Origin of the sequence: Paenibacillus sp. FSL H8-0283, assembly GCF_045040675.1 — a bacterium.
In the GTDB taxonomy this organism is placed as follows: Bacteria; Bacillota; Bacilli; order Paenibacillales; family Paenibacillaceae; genus Paenibacillus; species Paenibacillus amylolyticus.
Window position 1 is genome coordinate 715313 of the sequence record NZ_CP150295.1, and the last position, 21220, is coordinate 736532.

General features: G+C 47.7%; 20 protein-coding genes. 18 read left to right on the top strand and 2 right to left on the bottom strand.

Annotated features, from left to right (window positions below; genetic code table 11):
• The first annotated feature begins 15 nt into the window (after positions 1 to 15).
• The 7 genes from MHI52_RS03360 to MHI52_RS03390 all read left to right on the top strand — a co-directional run bounded on the left by MHI52_RS03360 (position 16) and on the right by MHI52_RS03390 (position 8510).
• Positions 16 to 2364 (top strand): heavy metal translocating P-type ATPase, encoded by a 2349-nt coding sequence (locus MHI52_RS03360; RefSeq protein WP_405158446.1) that lies wholly within the window; start codon positions 16 to 18, stop codon positions 2362 to 2364.
• Positions 2365 to 2569: 205 nt separating this feature from the next.
• Positions 2570 to 2926 carry an SdpI family protein gene (locus MHI52_RS03365; RefSeq protein WP_076254810.1) on the top strand — a complete coding sequence of 119 codons (357 nt, stop codon included), beginning with the start codon at positions 2570 to 2572 and terminating at the stop codon, positions 2924 to 2926.
• Positions 2927 to 3124: 198 nt separating this feature from the next.
• Positions 3125 to 3577, top strand: coding sequence for a MerR family transcriptional regulator (locus MHI52_RS03370; RefSeq protein ID WP_405158447.1), 453 nt, complete (start codon positions 3125 to 3127; stop codon positions 3575 to 3577).
• A gap of 228 nt (positions 3578 to 3805) precedes the next feature.
• Positions 3806 to 5026: an MFS transporter gene (locus MHI52_RS03375; RefSeq protein WP_127551738.1), complete on the top strand. Its 1221-nt coding sequence runs from the start codon at positions 3806 to 3808 to the stop codon at positions 5024 to 5026.
• 18 nt (positions 5027 to 5044) lie between these two features.
• Positions 5045 to 5467, top strand: a complete 423-nt coding sequence (locus MHI52_RS03380; protein ID WP_127551740.1) for a universal stress protein — start codon at positions 5045 to 5047, stop codon at positions 5465 to 5467.
• A gap of 246 nt (positions 5468 to 5713) precedes the next feature.
• Positions 5714 to 7138, top strand: coding sequence for an aldehyde dehydrogenase family protein (locus MHI52_RS03385; protein ID WP_405158448.1), 1425 nt, complete (start codon positions 5714 to 5716; stop codon positions 7136 to 7138).
• A 559-nt stretch (positions 7139 to 7697) separates the two neighbouring features.
• On the top strand, positions 7698 to 8510 hold the full coding sequence (locus MHI52_RS03390) for a TipAS antibiotic-recognition domain-containing protein (protein ID WP_405158449.1): 813 nt from the start codon (positions 7698 to 7700) through the stop codon (positions 8508 to 8510).
• A gap of 151 nt (positions 8511 to 8661) precedes the next feature.
• Here the strand turns inward: MHI52_RS03390 and MHI52_RS03395 are convergent, their stop codons facing one another.
• Positions 8662 to 9159 (bottom strand): GAF domain-containing protein, encoded by a 498-nt coding sequence (locus MHI52_RS03395; protein WP_076320214.1) that lies wholly within the window; start codon positions 9157 to 9159, stop codon positions 8662 to 8664.
• A gap of 185 nt (positions 9160 to 9344) precedes the next feature.
• Here MHI52_RS03395 and MHI52_RS03400 point away from each other — a divergent pair, with 185 nt between their 5' ends.
• The 3 genes from MHI52_RS03400 to MHI52_RS03410 all read left to right on the top strand — a co-directional run bounded on the left by MHI52_RS03400 (position 9345) and on the right by MHI52_RS03410 (position 12152).
• A complete protein-coding gene (locus MHI52_RS03400; protein WP_076254765.1) occupies positions 9345 to 9641 on the top strand; it encodes a hypothetical protein in 297 nt (98 codons plus the stop codon).
• Between the two features lie 199 nt (positions 9642 to 9840).
• Positions 9841 to 10413, top strand: a complete 573-nt coding sequence (locus tag MHI52_RS03405) for a GNAT family N-acetyltransferase (RefSeq protein WP_076254763.1) — start codon at positions 9841 to 9843, stop codon at positions 10411 to 10413.
• A 233-nt stretch (positions 10414 to 10646) separates the two neighbouring features.
• Entirely contained in the window at positions 10647 to 12152 is a 1506-nt protein-coding gene (locus MHI52_RS03410) for an MDR family MFS transporter (RefSeq protein WP_340390569.1), read from the top strand.
• A 436-nt stretch (positions 12153 to 12588) separates the two neighbouring features.
• On the opposite strand, the gene MHI52_RS03415 is transcribed toward MHI52_RS03410, so the two are convergent.
• Positions 12589 to 13050: a MarR family winged helix-turn-helix transcriptional regulator gene (locus tag MHI52_RS03415; protein WP_017690799.1), complete on the bottom strand. Its 462-nt coding sequence runs from the start codon at positions 13048 to 13050 to the stop codon at positions 12589 to 12591.
• A gap of 507 nt (positions 13051 to 13557) precedes the next feature.
• On the opposite strand from MHI52_RS03415, the gene MHI52_RS03420 reads away from it, so the two are divergent.
• From MHI52_RS03420 to MHI52_RS03455, 8 genes are all read left to right on the top strand, one after another.
• Complete coding sequence (locus tag MHI52_RS03420; RefSeq protein WP_405158450.1) at positions 13558 to 14889, top strand: MFS transporter; 1332 nt, start codon at positions 13558 to 13560, stop codon at positions 14887 to 14889.
• A 207-nt stretch (positions 14890 to 15096) separates the two neighbouring features.
• Positions 15097 to 16446 (top strand): hypothetical protein, encoded by a 1350-nt coding sequence (locus MHI52_RS03425; protein ID WP_127550847.1) that lies wholly within the window; start codon positions 15097 to 15099, stop codon positions 16444 to 16446.
• A gap of 49 nt (positions 16447 to 16495) precedes the next feature.
• Entirely contained in the window at positions 16496 to 17920 is a 1425-nt protein-coding gene (locus MHI52_RS03430) for a hypothetical protein (protein WP_340983523.1), read from the top strand.
• 148 nt (positions 17921 to 18068) lie between these two features.
• Entirely contained in the window at positions 18069 to 18332 is a 264-nt protein-coding gene (locus tag MHI52_RS03435) for an AbrB family transcriptional regulator (protein WP_315373177.1), read from the top strand.
• Positions 18333 to 18334: 2 nt separating this feature from the next.
• Positions 18335 to 18502, top strand: coding sequence for a hypothetical protein (locus tag MHI52_RS03440; RefSeq protein ID WP_315373176.1), 168 nt, complete (start codon positions 18335 to 18337; stop codon positions 18500 to 18502).
• A 96-nt stretch (positions 18503 to 18598) separates the two neighbouring features.
• Positions 18599 to 19330, top strand: a complete 732-nt coding sequence (locus MHI52_RS03445) for an ABC transporter ATP-binding protein (protein ID WP_127550853.1) — start codon at positions 18599 to 18601, stop codon at positions 19328 to 19330.
• Between the two features lie 21 nt (positions 19331 to 19351).
• A complete protein-coding gene (locus tag MHI52_RS03450; RefSeq protein WP_405158451.1) occupies positions 19352 to 20599 on the top strand; it encodes an ABC transporter permease in 1248 nt (415 codons plus the stop codon).
• 112 nt (positions 20600 to 20711) lie between these two features.
• Entirely contained in the window at positions 20712 to 21095 is a 384-nt protein-coding gene (locus tag MHI52_RS03455; protein WP_127550857.1) for a hypothetical protein, read from the top strand.
• Positions 21096 to 21220 lie beyond the last annotated feature (125 nt).

Consider the following 21220-nt stretch of genomic DNA (forward strand, 5'->3'; position numbering starts at 1 on the left):
AAGGGGAGAATTCACATGGGAACCGGACAGGAACAGGTGAAAAGGGAACTGCTGCTTGATGGACTGGATTGTGCGAACTGCGCATTGAAGATTGAGAATGGCGTCAAAAAAATTAAGGGCATTAACGAATGCTCTGTCAATTTTGTTACCAAAACATTATCGCTACACACCACTTCCGATATGGATGAACAGGTAGTGGAAGAAGCAAAGCGCAAAGTGCTTCGGCTGGAGCCGCATATTCGCATTTCGGAAAAAGGAAAACACGTGAACGGACATGTGCACACCCATACAGGGAGTGCAGGTGGTGCGCATAACCACAGTCATGACCATGCCGGACATAATCATGGACATTCACATTCACATGGCAAACACTCGCATACTCATGATCACTCAGATTCAGAGGGACACACACATGGTCATGTGCATGAGCACGGAGGTCATGCTGGACATGATCACAGCCATACCCATGATGATGCCCATGCAGGCCACTCACATGAACATGGTGCAGGACAGACAAAAGTGTTACTTGCTCGTCTTGCTACAGGTTCTGTGTTGCTCGCAGCCGCAATCTGGTCGCCGCTGGAGGGCTGGGCAGAGTTTACTCTATATGCGCTCGCTTATCTGATTGCCGGGGGAGATATCGTGCTCCAGGCGTCCAAAAACATCATCCGCGGTCAGGTATTCGATGAATACTTCCTGATGTCCGTCGCTACCTTGGGTGCTTTTGCCATTGGAGAGTATCCGGAAGGGGTAGCGGTCATGCTCTTTTATCAGCTCGGGGAGCTGTTTCAGGGCATGGCGGTTAATCGGTCACGTAAGTCGATTCAGTCACTCATGGACATTCGCCCGGACTACGCGAATATCCTGACGGGTTCGGGTGACGAGACCCGTCGTGTATCTCCGGAAGACGTACGGATTGGTGATCGTATTGTCGTGAAAGCAGGAGAGCGAGTACCACTGGATGGTATCGTTAGAGCTGGGCGTTCCATGGTGGACACTTCTGCTCTGACAGGTGAATCCGTACCTCGTGAGCTGGAGCCTGGAAGTGATGTACTGAGTGGATTTGTGAACAAGAATGGTATGTTGACGATTGAAGTAACCAAAACGTTTGGTGAATCAACGGTATCCAAGATTTTGGACCTGGTGCAGAACGCGAGCAGTCGGAAAGCGAAAACAGAACATTTTATTAGTAAATTTGCTCGTTATTACACACCGGTTGTTGTTATCCTTGCAGCCGTGATTGCATTTGTTCCGCCGTTGATACTTAGTGGTGCAACATTTGCTGACTGGATCTATCGTGCATTGGTCTTCCTGGTTATCTCATGCCCTTGTGCGCTGGTGGTTTCTATTCCACTTGGTTTCTTTGGTGGTATCGGAGCAGCTTCACGTAACGGGATTCTTGTCAAAGGCAGTAACTACCTTGAAGCGTTGAACGATGTAAAAGTTGTTGTTTTTGATAAAACGGGTACACTAACCAAAGGTGTATTCAAAGTAACAGCCATTCGTCCCGAAGGTGGACGCACGGAAGAAGAACTGATGGAGCTTGCAGCCATTGCCGAAGCCAATTCCAATCATCCGATTGCTGAATCCATTCGCGTAGCTTGGGCCAAAGCCATTCCCACGCAAGGTGTTGAAGGTTATGACGAAGTTGCCGGACATGGGATTAAGGTGAGCGTCGATGGTCGGGAAGTGCTGGCAGGCAACGCCAAATTAATGAAGCAGGCGGGTATATCCTATACCACACCAGAGACGGCTGGAACGATAGTCCACGTGGCTGAAGCTGGCACGTATGTTGGTCATCTAATTATTGCTGATGAAGTGAAGGACGATGCAGCCGCTGCTATTCAGGCACTGAAGAAACTCGGCATCCGCAAAACGGTCATGCTGACAGGTGATGCCAAAGCCGTAGGTGAAGCGGTAGGACGCGAGCTGGGTGTGGATGAGGTCTACGCTGAATTGTTGCCACAGGATAAAGTCGAACGACTGGAGCAACTGGAAGCTGCCAAATCTCCGAAGGAAAAAATGGTGTTTGTCGGTGACGGCATCAACGATACACCTGTGCTGGCGCGCGCCGATGTAGGCGTGGCGATGGGTGGACTTGGTTCAGATGCCGCGATTGAAGCGGCTGATGTGGTCATCATGACCGATGAACCGTCAAAACTTGCGAGTGCAATCCGCATTGCGAAGCGTACACGGATGATTGTATGGCAAAATATTGCGTTTGCTCTGGGGGTTAAAGCGATCTTCCTGTTACTTGGTGTGTTCGGCATAGCTACCATGTGGGAAGCGGTATTCTCCGATGTCGGTGTCACGGTGCTGGCTGTCCTGAACGCCATGCGTGTACTTCGTGTGAAGAATATCTAAGTTTACGAAACGATCCAGGCGGCTCTTCGTATATACGTAGAGCCGTTTTTATATTTTTATGTAGATAAGTCTAACTAGACATTTACACGAGAACGGAGAGGACAGAGATAACCTGAAGAAGCGAAGCTACATCGGCAGGTTATTCTGTCACCGGAGTGTCAGTGTAAGCAGCTCTATGGAAGACAACAGTGAAGGGGAGAACGTTTTGACAGGAGCAGTAGTAGGGATCATCATTGGAGTGTGTTATTTCATTCTGGGGTTGATGGTGTTCAAAAAACCACCGAAAATGATTAACGGAATATATGGTTATCGGACCCCGCGTGCAATGAGTAATCCCGAGTTATGGGACGAAGCGCAAAGTTATAGCGCCAATCTGATGATGCAATTTGGTGTGATTATCACGATATTCGGCATTATCGGTTTCTGGCTTACAGATGTACGAGCTTTGGTTCTGAGTCTGGTTGCTACAGGATTCTATACGTTCAGATTGTTTACCAGAGTTGAAGGCCGGTTGAAGCAAATGCAGCGTGCTCAACAGCAACAGAATGAGCAGAACGTTTAAGGTAAAATGAATGAATAGTGTAGAGAGGAAGACTCGCGTGTGAAGCGGGTCTTTTTTTGTTGAAGATAGAGAATGGAAGTCGATGTTCAACTCGCTAAGACTTCATACACAAAATCTAACGTTGACGTTAACGTTAATATTATATATAATTATGTACATAACGTTATAGACATATAAAAAGAAGTAGAGGTGAGGGAAATGAGTTTATATAAAATCGACGACGTAGCCAAGGAATGTGGTTTGACCAAGCGAACCATTCGGTATTATGAAGAGATTGGTGTCATGCCTTCACCTCAGCGGACAGATGGCGGGACGCGGTTGTTCACTCGGGAGGATATCGATTATCTGAAAAAGGTGGTTCGCGCCAAAGAGGTACTTGGATTCTCCCTTCAGGAGTTACATACCTATGTGGCAACGGCAGATGCCTTGAACGAACAACGTTTTGACTACCAGCAGACGACCGAAGTAAGAGAACGGATCGAGAAGCTTACCGCGATGGAAACAACGCTGGATGGTCAGTTGCAACTGATTGAGCAGAAACTTCAGAGCATACATGCCGTGCAGACTGAACTGGAAGAGCTGCGTGAACGCGTTCGGAGCGGTATTCAGAAGTTACAGGCACATGATCCGCAGGGTGATGAAGACGGCTAACCGAAAGCATCTAATATTTAATAAACAAAACTGTATACACATAATCGCTACATGGAGTGAGCACCATAGTACCTATAGCGATCCTGTACAAACACCGGATGTTTCGGTGTCATTTGTGCCGTTTTGTTACCTCTAATTCTGAAAATGTATAGAATGTTTTCATTATTTTCACGGTCGTTTTCAAATAAAAAGTTTCACCACATAAATTATTCACAGGAGGAATTACGTATGAAAAGAGAGCCATCATTACCGGACGAATTGCCGTCATCACGTGGGGGCCTGTTATCCCAACCACGAGCGGTATGGGCGGTTGCCTTTGCATGTATCATATCCTTTATGGGTCTGGGTCTGGTTGACCCGATCCTGCCCGCGATTGCAGATCAGCTGCATGCTTCGAAAAGCCAGGTGTCGCTGCTATTTACCAGTTATAACGCTGTAACCGGTGTAGCGATGCTGATTACAGGTGTCGTATCCAGCCGGATTGGTGTGAAGTGGACGCTGCTCAGCGGTATATTGTTGATTATTATCTTCTCATTCCTCGGCGGTACCTCAGACACGGTAGGTGCACTGGTCGGTTACCGTGGCGGTTGGGGACTGGGTAATGCCTTGTTCATCGCAACGGCATTATCTGCAATCGTGGGACTGTCCACGTCGGGGACAGCCAAAGCGATTATTTTGTACGAAGCAGCGCTTGGTCTCGGGATTGCGGTTGGACCGTTGCTTGGTGGTGAGCTAGGTTCCATCTCTTGGCGTGGCCCGTTTTATGGCGTGGCTGTTCTGATGGCGATTGCCTTTATCAGCATTACATTTATGTTGCCCAAGATGGCCAAACCGAAAACACGCAGTTCTTTGTCCGATCCGTTTAAAGCATTAAGTTATCCTTCACTGAAAACATTGGCGATTACCGCCTTCCTGTATAACTTTGGTTTCTTTACCTTGATGGCTTATTCACCATATGTCATGAATCTGGATGAGCACGGCTTGGGTTATGTATTCTTTGGCTGGGGACTGATGCTGGCGATTACGTCGGTATTCGTGGCACCAAGATTACAACGCCGATTCGGATCGGTTCCGTCCATGAGTGTCATGCTTACATTGTTCGCGATTGATCTGGTTGTTATGGCAGTAGGTACGGTGATGGGTTCACCAACTACCGTTATTGTGGCAGTCATTGTAGCGGGGGTTTTCCTTGGGATTAACAACACGTTAATTACAACGGCTGTTATGGAAGCTGCACCTGTAGAGCGTTCTGTTGCTTCTGCTGCATACAGCTTCGTTCGTTTCCTGGGTGGTGCACTTGCTCCATGGCTTGCGGGTAAATTGTCCGAGTGGTTCCTGCCGGAAACGCCGTTTTATTTTGGTGCATTAATGGTTCTGGTTGGAGTCGTGGTACTGCTGGTGCGCCGTCATCATCTGCGGGATATCGATTCCGCCATTACATCTCATTAATTCACAGGAGGAATTGCAATGTTGAAACGTATATTAGTTGCTGTTGATGGTTCGGATCATGCGCATAAGGCTTTGGAGCAAGCACTGATCCTGGCTGAAGATATGAAACATCCCGCAAGTCTGTTGATCGTGCATGTGAATCCGGCTATCTCTATCAATGAACCTGCATTGGGTGTTGATCTGGAAGCTCGGATTGCCGAAGAAGGGCAACATATTATAGAACCAGTGACCAGACAGCTGTCTGGACGGGACGTTGCGTATGAAACACTGCTGATTGCAGGTGATCCCGTTAATGAGATCTGCCGTGTGGCGCGTGAACGAGATTGTGGAATGATTGTGATGGGTACCGGCGGGAAAGGTATGCTCGCAGAGATGATCGTGGGCAGTGTCAGTCATGGCGTGTTAAAACATGCAGAATGCCCCGTCCTGACGGTTAAATAGGTTGTGAAATCCTTTATAATGCAATAGCTCAAGATCGCCACAATGGCTCATCAGGTACGTTACAAGCTATGATTGCCGAATACCGTAGTGGGTTGATGGCACGGAAATAGTGTATAAATAGATTATATAAATTAAACTGAACTTTTACATGAGACAGCAATTGGTGGGTTGTTCTGTCATCGAAATGGCAGTGTAATATTCTTTTCTCTAGTTCAATAGGTTCTAAAAGGATGGAGGATGCAACATATGAAAAAACAACATCTGTTTATCGGTGGCAAACCCACCGAATCCGTAGATTATAAAACACTTCAAGCACCATACTCCGGGGAAACGCTCGCAGAAGTCTCGTCGGCTTCAGCCGAGGAAGCGGAGGCTGCTATTGCAGCTGCCGTTCAGGCTGGGAAGGCAATGCGCCAGATGCCTGCACATCAGCGTGCAGATATTCTGTACAAGTTGTCCTCCATGCTCGAAGAACGCAAGGAAGAAGCAGCGCGAATCATAGCGCTTGAAGCGGCGAAGCCGATTACCGCAGCGCTGGCCGAGGTTGACCGGACGGTGGAAACGTATCGTTTTGCCGCTGAGGAAGCCAAGCGACTGACCGGAGAGACGGTTCCGATGGATGCAGCCAAAGGTGGAGAAGGACGTATCGGTTATACGATGCGGCAAGCTCTAGGTGTCATCGGTGCGATTACACCGTTTAATTTTCCAATGAATCTGGTAGCCCACAAGGTAGGTCCAGCGCTGGCAGCGGGCAATACGATTGTTCTCAAACCTGCGGAGCAGACGCCTCTGTCTTCCTATTACATCGCTAATCTGCTTCAGGAAGCCGGATTGCCGGATGGTGCACTGAACGTGGTGAGTGGTGATGGCAAAACCATTGGTGATGTGCTTGTAGAGCACCCCCGTGTTGCTCATATTACGTTTACAGGCAGTCCAGCGGTAGGGACGAGCATTCGTAGCAAAGCAGGACTCAAACGCGTGACACTGGAGCTTGGGTCGAATGCAGCGGTGATTGTGGATAAGGACGCAGATCTGGACAAAGTGGTTCCTCGATGTGTGACCGGTGCTTTCACGTATCAGGGACAGGTATGTATCTCGCTACAGCGAATCTACGTACATCGTGACATCTCGGAAGAATTCATCCGGCGTTTCGCTGAAGCGGCTAAACAAGTGGTGGTCGGAGACCCGCTGAGCCCGGATACTGTGGTCTCTGCGCTGATTACCTCCAAGGATGTACAGCGTACACTCGACTGGATTGAAGAAGCCAAACAGGCAGGGGCTGAGGTGGTAGCAGGCGGTCAAGCTGAAGGAGGCATTCTTCGTCCAACGGTATTGATTAACGTTCCGCGTGATGCCAAGGTATCCTGTCAGGAAGTGTTTGCACCCATCGTTGTGATCAATACGGTAGATTCCGTTGAAGAGGGTATTGAACATGTTAACGATTCGATATACGGGCTTCAGGCAGGCGTATTTACAAACGATATCCATACCGCCCTCCATGCTGTCGATCAGATTGAAGCAGGCGGAGTTATGATTAATGATATTCCGACGTTCCGAGTGGATCACATGCCCTATGGTGGGGTGAAACAGAGTGGTATCGGACGTGAAGGTGTAAAATATGCTGTAGAGGAAATGACGGAATTGAAATTTGTTATGTTTAACAAAGGGTGATTCCCTTCCATTATTTTACTCAGTATACCGTATGCCAATGAAAACATAACCACACACTCCTGTGCCAGAATAATGGCACAGGTTTTTTTTATAGGAGATCATAGAAATTATATAAGTTCAACAAAATATTTACACTGATAAAGGAGAGGACAGAAATAACCAGAAGAAACGAAGTGTTCGCCTTTATCCCCGGATTTTTCCCTTTAAAAAGGGAATCAAAAAAATCTGGGGATAACAGTGATCGGAAGGTTATTCTGTCATCGAGTGGCCAGTGTTAATATTATTTGGTTGAACTTATATATCAAAAAAATACATGCGGATTCTTCGCCGACTGCGGGTTCACATCTGATGAGACGGGTATAACATAGTTAACATACCGTAACATAACTGACCAAACGCCGCTCATATCACCGAAGCATGATGTACCCATCCAGAGCACGAGCGGAATGAAGCGGTACAGCATTGCCGAAAGTCTTATATTCTCTCATTATTCAAATACAATGCAGTATGAATTAAGCCTGAACTTTGGAGTTGCAGGACAGGCAGGAGGTGTATTCAAATGGCATATTCCATGGTTGACGTATCGGGAATGTCAGGCGTAAGTCTGAACGAACTGAGCCAGTATGCAGAGACAGGTCTTCTAAATCCGGCATTTGGGGATGTAGATGAGGACATCTATTATGAAAAGCAGGAATTGTTGAGACTCCAGCAAATCCTTTTCTGTAAGGAAGTAGGTATGAAGGAGAATGAGATTGCCCCGATGCTACGGGATAATCCTCAGGATGTCATACGCATCATGAAGCAACATCGCATTGATATTCTGGAGAAGGCACTCCGTCTGCATGGATTGATTCAGACACTGGACAAAACGATCTCTCATTTGCAAGGTGAAAAGGAAATTGATGAACATGAGCTTTATTTCGGTTTTGTAAATAAGGGGCGTCACCAGTTGCTGAATGAATCGGGTTCTGAAGCTGTAGTCACTAATGATATGAACCATGTGCAGACAGACGTTGCTCAGAGGTCCGACATCCAATCTTCTAATTCATCCACATTACCTGAAAATCAGGAGTTGAAGTCAAAAGAAGATTATCTGGATTCCCAGGCGAAAATTGATCAAGTTCATCTGGACTTGCAACAGGCCATTGAGGATGGATTGGAGCCCGGTAGTGCGAAAGTACAACAGATTATTGGCAGGCATCTTGAATGGATCAAAGGTTATTATACACCCACCGCTGAGATCTATCGGGATTTGGCCAATCTGTATGTAGAGCATAAAAATTTCCGTCAGATGTATGATGGTTACCACCCGAGGCTGGCTGAATTCCTGCGGGATGGGATGATGATTAAAGCGGAACATGAATTATCCTAGATGCATAAAGTAACATGGGCGAGCAAGAACATGGGTGTGAATCATAATGGATAACAAAGAGCGCAGACCTCTGAGAGGACTGCGCTCTTTGTTATTACGGGTTCTTCATCATCGTGTGTGATGAGACTCCGATCACCTTATTCATCATTTCCTAAAGGGGTATGGTTGCCTCCAACTGCTCTGTGAGCAGGCTTACGGCTTTCTCCAGGAAGACGCGGTCTTCGTCGTCAAAACGGTTTTTGATCGGGCTGTCGATATCCAGCACCCCGTACAGCTCGCCGTTTTTGATAATCGGTACGACGATCTCACTGTTCGATGCTGCATCGCAGGCAATGTGGCCTGGGAAGGCATGAACATCATCAACGACCATGGTACGTTTTTCGGCAGCAGATGTGCCGCATACACCACGTCCCAATGGAATTCGGATACAGGCAGGCAGTCCTTGGAATGGCCCGAGGACCAGTTCTTTTCCATCATACAGATAGAAGCCGACCCAATTGGTGTCGGTCATAAATACATTGAGCAGCGCAGCAGCGTTCGCCAGATTGGCAATCGCACTAGGTTCATCGCGGATCAGAGCACTTAACTGTCCCAGGACGGCGGTGTGCTGCTCACTTCGTGTTCCTTCATAGGAAACAGCTTGAAACATGGTAAATCACCCTCCCGAGCAAAATGGTACTTATTTTCAAGATAGTGCAGAGGATGCGGTTAGTCAAGCGGAGGATTTCGGAAAGGGAAGGGAATACCTGAAGAATCCTCCTGTTTCTCAGCTTCTTACGTGGGGTAATTACTTAGCAACCACGGAGGGCTATAACCCGGGAAGGAGCTTGGCTTATGCATGCAGAGGTACAGAATCTTTTTGTACGGATTCATCTACTACATTTCGCGCAAAATCAGGATTTGAACGTTAGCGAGGCACTGCCCCTATTGGAAGAACGGGGATATCGCGTTGGAGAGCGGGAGATCAAGCAGGAGCTTGAACACCTGACACAGGAGAACTTCCTGACCGCCCACGGGGACCAATGGAGCCTGACCGGGACTGGCATCGAAGAATTCAAGGAAATCACGGCTGTGTTTGGCCGGGTTAGCGATGAATTACTGGGGAAGGGCAAGAAAACGTCCAAAGCTTAAAATTCATTTGGACAAGCCATGATTCCATAATTCACTCAAACTTGAATGGATCCATACGTACAATAAGACCGGGAGCGACATTGGCCCGGTTTTTTGACGTGTGTGCATGACTGAACAGTTGCCATTCGGCGCACGTTATGATTAGATGACTAGTGAATATTATGGTCTGCGGAGATAGATCGGATCGGAGTGTCTTTATATGTATAAATGCAAAGGAAGAATTCCCGAAATGGAGACTGCGCGGCTTCGTCTGCGTAAAATGCGTCGCCGGGATGCGGCCCAGATGTTCGCATGCTGGTCAGATCGCGAGGTGACCCGTTACATGAATCTTGCACCCATGATTGGGACAAGCGAAGCGGCGGACATGATTGGACTCCTCAACCAAATGGCAGGAGAAGAGGATGCGATCCGCTGGGGGATCGAACTCAAAGAAACAGGCAAGCTCATCGGCAGCTGTGGATTCAATACATGGCAGCTTGAAGGCGCATTCCGGGGTGAGATCGGTTATGAGCTGGGACGTGATTATTGGCGCCACGGTTATATGACGGAGGCATTCTCTGCATTGCTGCCCTTTGGGTATGAGACCATGGGTCTTAATCGAATCGAAGCGCTGGTTGATCCGCGTAATCTGGCTTCCGGCGAGTTCCTGACAAACCGGGGCTTCACGCGGGAAGGGCTGCTGCGACAGGTGCAACATACGTCCACCGGATACAAGGATATGGTGATGTATTCGATGTTGTATGATGAGTTCCTTCGCAAGAAAGGTAAATAAAAGAGACAATATATAATTGCTTTTAAATTTACACGTAAACGAAGAAACAGAACAAAGCTGGAGAAGCGAAGCGATCGCCTTTATCACCGGATTTCTCGTTTAGAGAGGAGAAGAAAAAATCTGGGGATAACAGCGATTGGAAGCTTGTTCTGGTTCGTAGTAGATGTGTAGATTAACGTACCAATTATATAGAGAACAAAGAGAGAAGGGTTTGTGTGAATGCAACTGGAGGTTTGAAGCGCAGTTTCATCTTGACGGGGCTGTTGCTCGCGACATTTCTGTCAGCGATTGAAGGCACCGTAATTGGTCCGGCAGGACCGACCATTGTCAGTGAGCTGGGGAGTGTACAGCTGCTGAGCTGGATTTTCACCGCATACCTACTAACGATGGCTGTGAGTACGCCCATTTTCGGTAAAATCAGTGACCTGTATGGACGAAAGCCTGTATTTCTGATTGGCTGTGCCTTATTTTTACTGGGCTCACTCTTGTGCTGCCTATCGCAGAACATGGAGCAATTAATTATTTTCCGTGCTATTCAAGGGATTGGTGCGGGTGCGGTAGTTCCTGTTACATTTACGATTATTGGGGACATCTACGCCATTGAAGAACGTGGCAAAATCCAGGGCTGGATTAGCTCCGTGTGGGGCATTTCCTCTCTGGCGGGACCGCTTCTTGGCGGTTATTTTGTAGATAATCTCGGCTGGCAGTGGATCTTTGGTTTTAATGTGCCATTTGGTCTGCTCGCGATGTGGTTTGTGTTTCGTTATCTGAAGGAAGATATCTCTCCACGTACGGCCAAGATTGATTATGTCGGTGCACTGACCTTCACTGTGGGCATTACCGCATTGTTATTTGTCCTGTCGGCGGGTGGGCAGTATTATGCCTGGAGTTCTCCGTTGATTGTTGTGCTGAGTGTGGTCGCCGCTCTGTTTATCATTTTATTTTTCGTGGTGGAAAAAAGAGCTCAGGCTCCAATGGTTCCACTACATCTGTTCCGAATTCGGGACATCCGTGTGGCGAATATCGCTGGACTGCTGACCAGTACTTTGATGATCGGCCTGACCAGTTATTTGCCGCTCTGGGTGCAGGGGGTTCGGGGAGGTAATGCGACGGAATCCGGGCTGTTGCTCGCACCGATGTCGGTGGGTTGGCTCATTGGTAGTGTGATGGCAGGCCGTCTGTTAATGAAAATTGGATCACGTATGACCGCATTGATTGGGTTAACCGGTATTGCGATTGGATCGGGTGGACTCTTTCTGGTTGGCGGGACATCCCCGCAGGCTGTGCTCTTTATATTGACCTTTATTTATGGTCTTGGTTTCGGTTTTGCTTTTACGATCTTCACCATTATTGCGCAGTCTTCTGTAGGATATAAGGAGCGTGGCTCCTCTACGGCATTGCACACGTTCATGCGTACGTTGGGACAGACGATTGGTGCAGCGGCTTTTGGCACTTGGTTGAACTATCGGATCTCCACGTTATCCAGTGAACAGAATCTGGCTGAGGCGGGAATTTCGGAGAATGATCTGAATGAACTGCTCGCACCACATACGGATGCCGCCCTATCTGATGACAAATGGGCGCTGCTGCGTAACGTTCTGGAAGGAAGCTTGCATTCCTTGTTTGTGATTATGTTTGTCATTGCATTGGTGTCGTGGGTAACGACGCTGGCTTTACGCAAACGTTTAATTGTACCCGAAGATGCAGATGCTCCAACGCAGCCCCAAGGCTCAAAGTAAGAAGAAGATATATATATACGAAAAACATATGAAAAACCGGATTCGCCGATGTCAGGCAAATCCGGTTATTTTTGTTGATGGCATATGTGCAGTGGACTAGAGTGTATCTTCAAACTCAGGCAAGTGATACGTTGGGGATGTCCGGATCTAAAGTATTTTGAAGTACAGGCTAGCTGATCCTGGTGAATCGTCCAGACGAATTTCTAAGGAACCGAGGACGTCTTATTTGACCTTCTGCTCCTCTTTTTAAATTGTAAGGAACATGAGACACGTTATTTCCCGAAATCACCTGAAAAACACGTTGTAAACGGCTGTTTGTTAAAGATAGCGTGTGTCAGATTCCTTAAAATGTTGCGAGCGCTTCAAACCCCTGAATAAGACGTCACAGGTTCGTTAGCGCTCCCGCTCCGGCTTTCGACAGGTTTAAAGATACGCTCTAGCTGCTCGCTGATAAACGGTCTGCAGAATGTGCAAGCCTTCCCAAGAGTTCGGACAGCAATTCCTTGTCTTCCTCACTTAGTCCACTTACCGCCCGATCAATCTTCAACGCATAGCCTGGATAGATGTCATCCATGGTGCGCTGTCCTTCTTCGGTCAGTTCCACAAAGATGATACGTCTGTCTTGCGGACAATGTTTGCGGTGTAACAATCCTTTTTGCTCCAGCTTATCGATCACATAGGTCACATTACCACTTTGCAGCAGAAGTTGTGCGCCAACCTGTTGAATCGGCTGAGCTCCTTTCATATATAACACTTCGAGCACCCCGTATGCGGTGGGGTTGAAGCCATGCACTTTGCTTCCGGATACAGCGTGTTCATTCACGCTCTTGAATGTCTGGGCCAAGGTGCGGTACAGATGAAGTGAACGTTCGGTTCCGATTTCTTGTAATTCCAGCATGCTGATCCCGCCTTTTCAGATTAGTTTATAAGTTGAAATGATAAACCTACCAACCTACCACTACGAGGACAGAACAACTTTCCAATCACTGTTATCCCCAGATTTTTTGAAATATTCTTCAAAGGTAAAATCCGGTGATAGCGTATGCTTCCGATGGAGCTTTCTTTCAGAAAGCTTTTAGGTGAACGCTTCGCTTTTTCAGGTTATTTCTGTCCTCTCCGTTATGCTGTTCATGTAAAAGAGTATTTCAACTTATATGAGTTGGTTATTTATGTTTGACGATTCAGGTTGTCGCCATAGTTTAATTGTAAACTTCTATTTCTACGAAAAACATGCGATATGTCACAAGATTTGCATTTTTAGCATTTAAAATTTGATCATTCATCATGCTGAAAAATCATCCTTCAGATGTCGCTTTTTCTCCGCCTCTGGCAGGAGGTCGAGTAGAGGGCTGCTCTATATAATGAGTTCATACTATGAATTGGAATATAATGGAGGAGAAGAAGGATGACAAGTGATTTAACGTTTGAAGGACAACGACCGCTGAAGAATAACCGATCTTTTGTAACATTGATGGTGGCACAGGGCATTTCCAATCTGGGTGATTGGCTGCATCTGCTCGCAATTCTGACCCTCGTGGGTATCCGATGGAATGCAACGCCTTGGGAGATTACATTTGTCACACTTTCCGCAGCACTACCCATTTTGTTGACAGGGCCATTCGCAGGCACGCTTGCAGATCGCCTGAACCGAAAATGGCTGATGATTGTAGCCGATGGTGCACGGATCATCATCGTGGGTGCGTTAATTTTTGCTGACCAGATCTGGCACGTCTACATACTGCTTGTCCTCAAATCCCTGTTTGATGTAATCTTCTCTCCGGCCAAAAACGGAAAGCTGAAGGAAATTGTACCTCGCGAACAGCTTGCCCAAGCTGTATCCATCAGCTCGGTGATCGAACAGATGTCCAAAATTATTGGTCCAGCGCTTGGTGGACTGCTGGTAGCCGCTTTTGGCATTACCTGGTGTTTTGTTCTCGATTCAGCTTCTTTTCTGATCTCCGGCATCATTTTATTGTGGATTCCTGGAACTCGGGTGATCCAAACCGCAATTCATAACGTAACAGAAGTAGAGGAAGAGCCAGCTGGGGATGTTCGCAACCGCTCAAAAGGCTCTTTTTGGAAAGAAACACTTGAGGGTATCCGCATGCTCGCATCTCTCCCTCATGTAGGAACGTCTCTGATCTTGCTTGCTTCAGCCATACTTTTTCTGCAATTTGCCGATTCACAGACTGTGGTGTTATTCAGACAACTTCCCGGAATTTCAAGTGATCTGCTGGGATGGTGCGTGGCAGCAAGTGGCGTAGGTACATTAATTGCAGCGATGAGTGTACGGAAGTGGAAGCATGCAGGGCATGTTTTGAAAATGGGTCTGGGCACCATACTCATGGGTCTGGTTATCGGCGGAGCCGGAGTTATTGTTGGGATTTGGCCGCACGCCGGGCTAGGTGCCAATCTGTTGTTAGTATCCCTCTTTGCCCTGGCAGGTGTTGGAATTGGGTTTGCAATTGTCCCCTTTCAGATCCTGTTGCAGGAACAGACACCTGAGGCGATGACAGGCAGGGTGTTTGGAACGGTAGGCAGCGTGATGACAGCCAGTAATATTATGGGCCCGGTGGTAGGCGGATTTATGGTCACCTCATTTGGTGTAGTGCCGGCTTTTGTCTGTTCAGGCATTTTGATGACCCTGCTTGGTTTGATTTATTTGATGAAACGTAGCGGGGAAAAAGCCGATTTGACTGGCTCCATTGAAGCCAAGACGATGATTGCAGGCGACTGAAAACAGGCCGGATCTGCTCAGGTTAGAACAGTTGAAATGAAGGTTTGAATTTACTTCAAATTTTAAGTTTATGATTATAAATCGTTTGAGTAAACGCCTTCACGTTTAATGAGGAACAGGCAGAAATCCCTGTATTCTAATTATTCCTAGGGGAAAACTCATATGCCTTGTCCCACCAACGCATTAGCGGAAAGGGGGTGAAGCAACTTGAATGTAAAGTTACCAAAATCGATTATGCGTCTTGGAAGCATACCACTGGCAATACTTGCCGGGACTTTGATGCTGGGGTTTGGATCGTCACATGTATACGCAGACGAGGCTCAGGTATCTTCTGAAAAACCGTCCAGTGGATTGTCGCTAAATTTGTTTTCACGTGATTCGGATGGCGGGTTGAATTTGACTCCGTCGGTATCGGTATCCACACCACTACTGGATGTTGAAGTTCCGTCGATCAAAGGGAATGAATCGACAGGTAAGCTGAGTGTATCTGAGCTGAAAGTAGATACACCGCTTGGATCGGCCGGAACATCAGAGATTGGGATTGATGCGAAGAAGGGAACCGTCGAACTGCCGTCTGTACAGGCGGATACACCGGTGATCAAAGCCGATGTATCAAGCAGTCAGGTGAACCTCAACGAAGGTACAGCTTCCTTGCCTGGCGTTACCGCAGAGGTACCCGAGGTGATCAAGGCAGAGACGTCTGCTGTGAAAACAGATCTTCGGCAGGGCAAGGTTGAATTACCTTCCGTGAAGGTGGATGTACCTGAAGTTACTTCGGTCAATATCTCTTCATCCCGTGTGGATCTGAGTAAGGGAAATGTCCAGCTGCCATCTGTGGAAGCAGAAGTTCCAGTTGTAGACGTATCCGCTGAGCTCAATCCTGATCAGGAAAAGGTGGAGATTCCAAGTGTGAAGCCGGAACCGCCTGTAATCACTCCGGAAAAGCCGACGCTCGTCAAAACACCGAATGTTGAAACTTCCAATACGAGTGCACTCGCAGATCCTGTTTCACCACAGAACAACGAGGAAGGACAGGACGCAGTACAGGTTACGGGCAAAGTGGTGGAGGTCACCACGGAACTAGAAGTACGTCCAGAACAACCTGCTGTCCCGCAGGCATTATCTGTGGAAGGAACCGATCTGACGCAGGATTCGGATGTTAATGCAGGTTTGCCAGGTAACGAGTTATTCCTCGTAGATGAGACATCTGCTGACCCAGCTGTCACTGAACAAGTGCAGAGTAACCAGGAAGCCGATCTGAAACAAGATGATGATGATGCAACATCTCCATTGCAGCCTCGCACAGAACGACCAACCAGTTGGTCTGTTGCAGTAACTTCTCCCGGAGCAGCTAATGCTTCCGCAGGGACAAGCTCCGGTTCGTCCGGTGTAACTGGAGGTGGAGCAACCGCTCCAGCCGCTGCACTTCCGGGAGCAACAACGGGTCTGGTTACGCCAGATTACGATTTTGCCTTCCGAATGGAACGGCTCGATGGGTTCAGTCAATGGTCACAGGCACCGCCGGGGCGGCCGCCGCAATATACCTCTTTCTCTTAGGCAACAATGGCGTTAATTCAACCAAAATTGAGAAGGAGTGTATATAATCATGAAAAAAGTGAATCGTTGGGTAAAATTGTCGGTATTGTCGGGTACGTTGGTAGCTGGATTGCTGGGAGCTTCGCAGGCAACTTACGCAGATAGCTATAGCAATAACAGCAGTGGCAATCTGGATCTAAATGCAGGTTTGCGCCTGGAACTGGGATCTCTTCTGTCAGGACACCGTGACACAGGTTACGGAAACCATGGTAGCTACGGAGGTTCATCCAGTGCAACTGGAGCATTGAATTTGGATCTTGGCCTTAATGCCGGCTTATCCTCAGAGAGCATAAACCGATACAATGATCGTTCTTCCAATCACACTGCTGAGCGTAACAGTTCTGGCACGCTGGGCCTTGGCCTGAATGCCAATGTGTCGGGAGAAGGTACAACGATGAGCGACTATTCACGAGGCGGCGATGATCGGAACGTAAACAGCAGCTATGCGAGTGAAAGTCGTGGAGCGCTGGATCTCAGTCTGAACGTGAATGCCGAAGGTGAGAGTGCAACATGGACTCAATCTGAACGCAATAACAGCGTGAAAGACAGCGAGCGTAACACGAACAGCAGCTATGCGAGTGAAAGCCGTGGCGCACTGGATCTCGGTCTGAATGCAAAAGTCGAAGGAGAGAGTGCAACGATGACTCAATCTGAACGCAGCAACAGCGTGAATGACCGTGAGCGTAACGTAAACAACAGCTACGCGAGTGAAAGCCGTGGAGCACTGGGTCTTGGTCTGAACGCAAAAGCAGAAGGAGAGAGTGCGACATGGACTCAATCTGAACGCAGCAACAGCGTGAAAGACAGAGAGCGTAACACGAACAGCAGCTATGCGAGCGAAAGCCGCGGTGTACTAGATCTGGGTCTGAACGCGAAAGCAGAAGGAGATAGTGCGACATGGACTCAATCCGAACGCAACAATAGCGTGAATGACCGTGAGCGTAACGTAAACAGTAGCATTGCGAGCGAAAGCCGTGGAGCACTGGATCTAGGTCTTAACGCAAAAGCAGAAGGAGAGAGTGCAACGATGGCTCAATCTGAACGCACTAACAGCGTGAAAGACGGCGAGCGTAACACGAACAGTAGCACTGCGAGCGAAAGCCGTGGCGCACTGGATCTCGGTCTGAACGTGAATGCCGAAGGAGAGAGTGCAACGATGGCTCAATCTGAACGAAACAACAGTGTGAATGACCGTGAGCGTACCGACAGCAGCAGCTATGCGAGCGAAAGCCGCGGAGCACTGGATCTGGGGCTGAACGCCAAAGCCGAAGGAGAGAGTGCGACATGGACTCAATCTGAACGCAACAACAGCGTGAAAGACAGCGAGCGTACCGACAGCAGCAACTACGCGAGCGAAAGCCGCGGCGCACTGGATCTGAACGTGGATGCAGATGCAGAGAATGAAACTACTCTTGTGGTGGAGACAAATCGGTAATATGAGATTTTCATTGTAATATGAAGAAGCAGGGGCTCCGGAACCCCTGCTTCTTTTTTATATAAAATTTGAAATAATATGCAAATAGACAAAAGTTTCAGTGTTATTGTTATAACAGTTGAATGGTACAACTAGTGGGGATTAATGAATGAATAGGGTGAGTGAGATGGAACGAAAAGTAACTAAATTCGGTAATAGTCTTGGATTAAAAATGACGGATGCCTTCAAACAAATTGGTCTTGAGCAAGGCGATATGGTTCAAATCGAAGTAAATCAGTCCAATGGGGAGATTATTATTAAAAAGTCTGCAAAAGTTAATTTGCCTAACGGAATCAGTAGTGATTTTATGGATACATTGGCTGATGTGATGGGTGAATATGATCAAACCTTGAAAGGTCTCAAGGACAGATGATCATGACCCGGTATTTGAGTATTCAAGAGGTTATTGCGATCAACGTCGCTATGATTAAGCGTTACAGTCCTGGAGAGCAGATTGGAGTTAAAGATTCTGATCTGCTTGAATCTGCGGTTGTAAGAGCACAATCACCAGCTTTTGGTAACGAAGCCTACCCATCTATATAGAAATGCTCAAAATGATCAAACATACAACCCGCAACTCGATTACAATAAAACATAAAGAATGAAATAAACGCCTGATCAGAACAGGGAGTGAATGATATGGGAACGGAATATAACAGTACGGAAGTACAGGAGTCCATATTGGACGTACATATTACAGAGGCAGGATACGAGCCGGGACAATCAACCATACGCAATATTCGAATGAATGTGGCACGAGGAGAACTGGTAGGTATTATCGGACCCAATGGTGCGGGCAAAAGTACCACAATCAAAACGCTTCTTGGTCTGCTGGAACATGCGAACTATGAAGTGACGATTGGGGGAGATGGTCGTTATGCCTATATCCCGGAGCAACCGGTTTTTTATGAATATATGACCCTATGGGAACATCTTGATCTGGCGGCAGCGGCGTATGAAATGGAGGAAGAAGCTTTTGTTGCAAGAGCGGAGGAACTGTTGATTCGTTTCGGTATGGACCACGTTCGGAATGATCTTCCAGCCAGTTTCTCAAAGGGCATGCGGCAGAAAATGATGTTGATGATCGGATTTCTGTCTTCACCGGATATCTATATTGTGGACGAGCCGTTCATCGGATTGGACCCTCGTGCAACCAAGGATTTTCTAAAATTACTTGATGATGAACGTCGCCGCGGCGCGGGTGTGCTTATGTCTACGCATGTACTGGATACCGCTGAACGAATCTGCGACCGGTTTATTCTGATTGCTTCGGGCAGATCTGCTGCCGAGGGAACATTGGATGAGATCCGTGAAGTGGCAGGATTGCCGGAAGCCTCTTTGTTTGACTGTTTTGATGTACTGACGTCTTAGATAGAGAGAGGGTGAGAGAGAATGGAAACTTCCCAGCGTTATACCCCACTTCGTTTATACAGACGAAGACGCAAAGAGCATTTCAAGGAACAGATGAAAAATCTCAGACTCGTCGTGGATTGGACAGTTTGGGTATACCTGCTTGTTCCGGGTGTGCTCTACCTGATTGGATGGTACACGAGTCTGTGGACCAAACCGCTGCCTGCATGGGCGACAGGATTACCGCTCCCCGTACTGACTGGGCTGATCGACGTGGTTATGCTTACCGGTGGTGTGTTGATATTTGTGGAGGAAGCGGATGTATTGTTTTTGAAATCAAGACCGTTGTGGATGCGAACGCTAATGAGGCAAGGGCTCTACCGGTCCTGTCTGCAACATCTGGGCAAAATGATCCTGATTACAGCGCTGACCGCACCCCTGTGGTCCCGTGTCTATGAGATGTCGAATCTCCAGATTGCACTTATGGCTGTCTGGTTTGGTGCGGTAGCTTCATTCCAAGCCATAACACTACATATGACGAAGGTTCGACATACTGGATGGCGACGCTGGATTCAGATGATCCCTCTCGTCATTGGCATAGGTTACATGACCATTCATGCGACATCATGGATGCATGGACAGACGTGGAAAATCAGTTTTGGAATCGTAATTATCATGCTTCTTCTAATTACAGTTGGACAGATGAGGCTATTGATGAAGGGAACGTTTGAAGGGGATGTGCGGGAGGATCTGCGGAGCAGGCTGCAGCTTACAGCTCTAATGTTAAGCCGGGCGGTGAGCAAGCCGAAAGCCCCACGAACACGGTCCATCATCTTCCGTAAACCGCGTAAACTGTTACGTAATCGTTCCATCGCGAATCGGACAGCGGAGATTGCATTCAAGGCATTTTTCCGAAACTCGGCCACGATGAAATTGTATCTGCAGCTTGGCGGACTATCCATCGCAGCAGTTGCATTACCACCTTTTCCGGTCAATGTCATTGTGTGTGCGTTATTAATCATCATGTTGACGGTGATGTTTTATCGTTCCTGGGATGTTTTTGCCACGTCCGACTATGTTCAGCTTATAACGTATGACACGGAGGCGCTGCATCTTGCAGGTTCAATGATGGTTCGGATGTTGTTCATCCCGATTGGTATTCTTATGGGATTCACGCTGGGGTTGGCCTGGCTCGGCTGGATCGTGGGTATTCTGACAGCTGCAGGTGCGGTGGCCTTCGGACTCTGTGTCTTATCTATTGCCGGATGGGTCCGGCTGACCCGGGGCTAAAGGAATTCCTTTCTAAGTCAGAGCATATCGTGCGCTATAACTGACCATGCTATAGAAGAAGAATCTCATCTATGGATGATGAGAGATTAGCTGTAGCAAGGAGGAAGAGACGATGATGGATAATAGCGAACTACAGGTGCACTTCTCAGACGATTCAGCGTTGAATGCCGCCAGGGCAACCTTGGAGGAGTTGGGATATAAGCCGTATCAGTCCGGGCCGCTGGAACTGTACATCCCTACAGATCGCCAAGATCCTCAGTCTGCCGTAGAGATTGTACAATCTCATGGAGGAAGTGCCGTATTTGCCTCGCAAACGGAAGAGCTGGATCAGTTTCAGAATATATCGATTCCGGCTCATCTCGTGAATGAAGACTGGAATGAGGGTTATGCGAGCCAAAACCAGGGAAGCCAGACGGAGCAAGGCAGACATAACTATAGCGATGACCCAACATACGATGATTCGGCTGATGGATTCTCAGGCAGTGTGAAAGCATAGGAGCATCACAAGCTAAGAGCAGTTCGAGCTAATTTTTCTAAAATGGAACAATACCCAAAACCCCGATCGTCCACAGATGTGGATATCGGGGTTTTGGGCATCTGAGCTAATTCATCATGCGCTTA

Coding starts and splice junctions, on each gene's coding strand:
- MHI52_RS03360 (WP_405158446.1), top strand. CDS start 16: ATGGGAACCGGACAGGAACAGGTGAAAAGGGAACTGCTGCTTGATGGA.
- MHI52_RS03370 (WP_405158447.1), top strand. CDS start 3,125: ATGAGTTTATATAAAATCGACGACGTAGCCAAGGAATGTGGTTTGACC.
- MHI52_RS03375 (WP_127551738.1), top strand. CDS start 3,806: ATGAAAAGAGAGCCATCATTACCGGACGAATTGCCGTCATCACGTGGG.
- MHI52_RS03380 (WP_127551740.1), top strand. CDS start 5,045: ATGTTGAAACGTATATTAGTTGCTGTTGATGGTTCGGATCATGCGCAT.
- MHI52_RS03385 (WP_405158448.1), top strand. CDS start 5,714: ATGAAAAAACAACATCTGTTTATCGGTGGCAAACCCACCGAATCCGTA.
- MHI52_RS03390 (WP_405158449.1), top strand. CDS start 7,698: ATGGCATATTCCATGGTTGACGTATCGGGAATGTCAGGCGTAAGTCTG.
- MHI52_RS03395 (WP_076320214.1), bottom strand. CDS start 9,159: ATGTTTCAAGCTGTTTCCTATGAAGGAACACGAAGTGAGCAGCACACC.
- MHI52_RS03400 (WP_076254765.1), top strand. CDS start 9,345: ATGCATGCAGAGGTACAGAATCTTTTTGTACGGATTCATCTACTACAT.
- MHI52_RS03405 (WP_076254763.1), top strand. CDS start 9,841: ATGTATAAATGCAAAGGAAGAATTCCCGAAATGGAGACTGCGCGGCTT.
- MHI52_RS03415 (WP_017690799.1), bottom strand. CDS start 13,050: ATGCTGGAATTACAAGAAATCGGAACCGAACGTTCACTTCATCTGTAC.
- MHI52_RS03420 (WP_405158450.1), top strand. CDS start 13,558: ATGACAAGTGATTTAACGTTTGAAGGACAACGACCGCTGAAGAATAAC.
- MHI52_RS03430 (WP_340983523.1), top strand. CDS start 16,496: ATGAAAAAAGTGAATCGTTGGGTAAAATTGTCGGTATTGTCGGGTACG.
- MHI52_RS03435 (WP_315373177.1), top strand. CDS start 18,069: ATGAATAGGGTGAGTGAGATGGAACGAAAAGTAACTAAATTCGGTAAT.
- MHI52_RS03440 (WP_315373176.1), top strand. CDS start 18,335: ATGACCCGGTATTTGAGTATTCAAGAGGTTATTGCGATCAACGTCGCT.
- MHI52_RS03445 (WP_127550853.1), top strand. CDS start 18,599: ATGGGAACGGAATATAACAGTACGGAAGTACAGGAGTCCATATTGGAC.
- MHI52_RS03450 (WP_405158451.1), top strand. CDS start 19,352: ATGGAAACTTCCCAGCGTTATACCCCACTTCGTTTATACAGACGAAGA.
- MHI52_RS03455 (WP_127550857.1), top strand. CDS start 20,712: ATGATGGATAATAGCGAACTACAGGTGCACTTCTCAGACGATTCAGCG.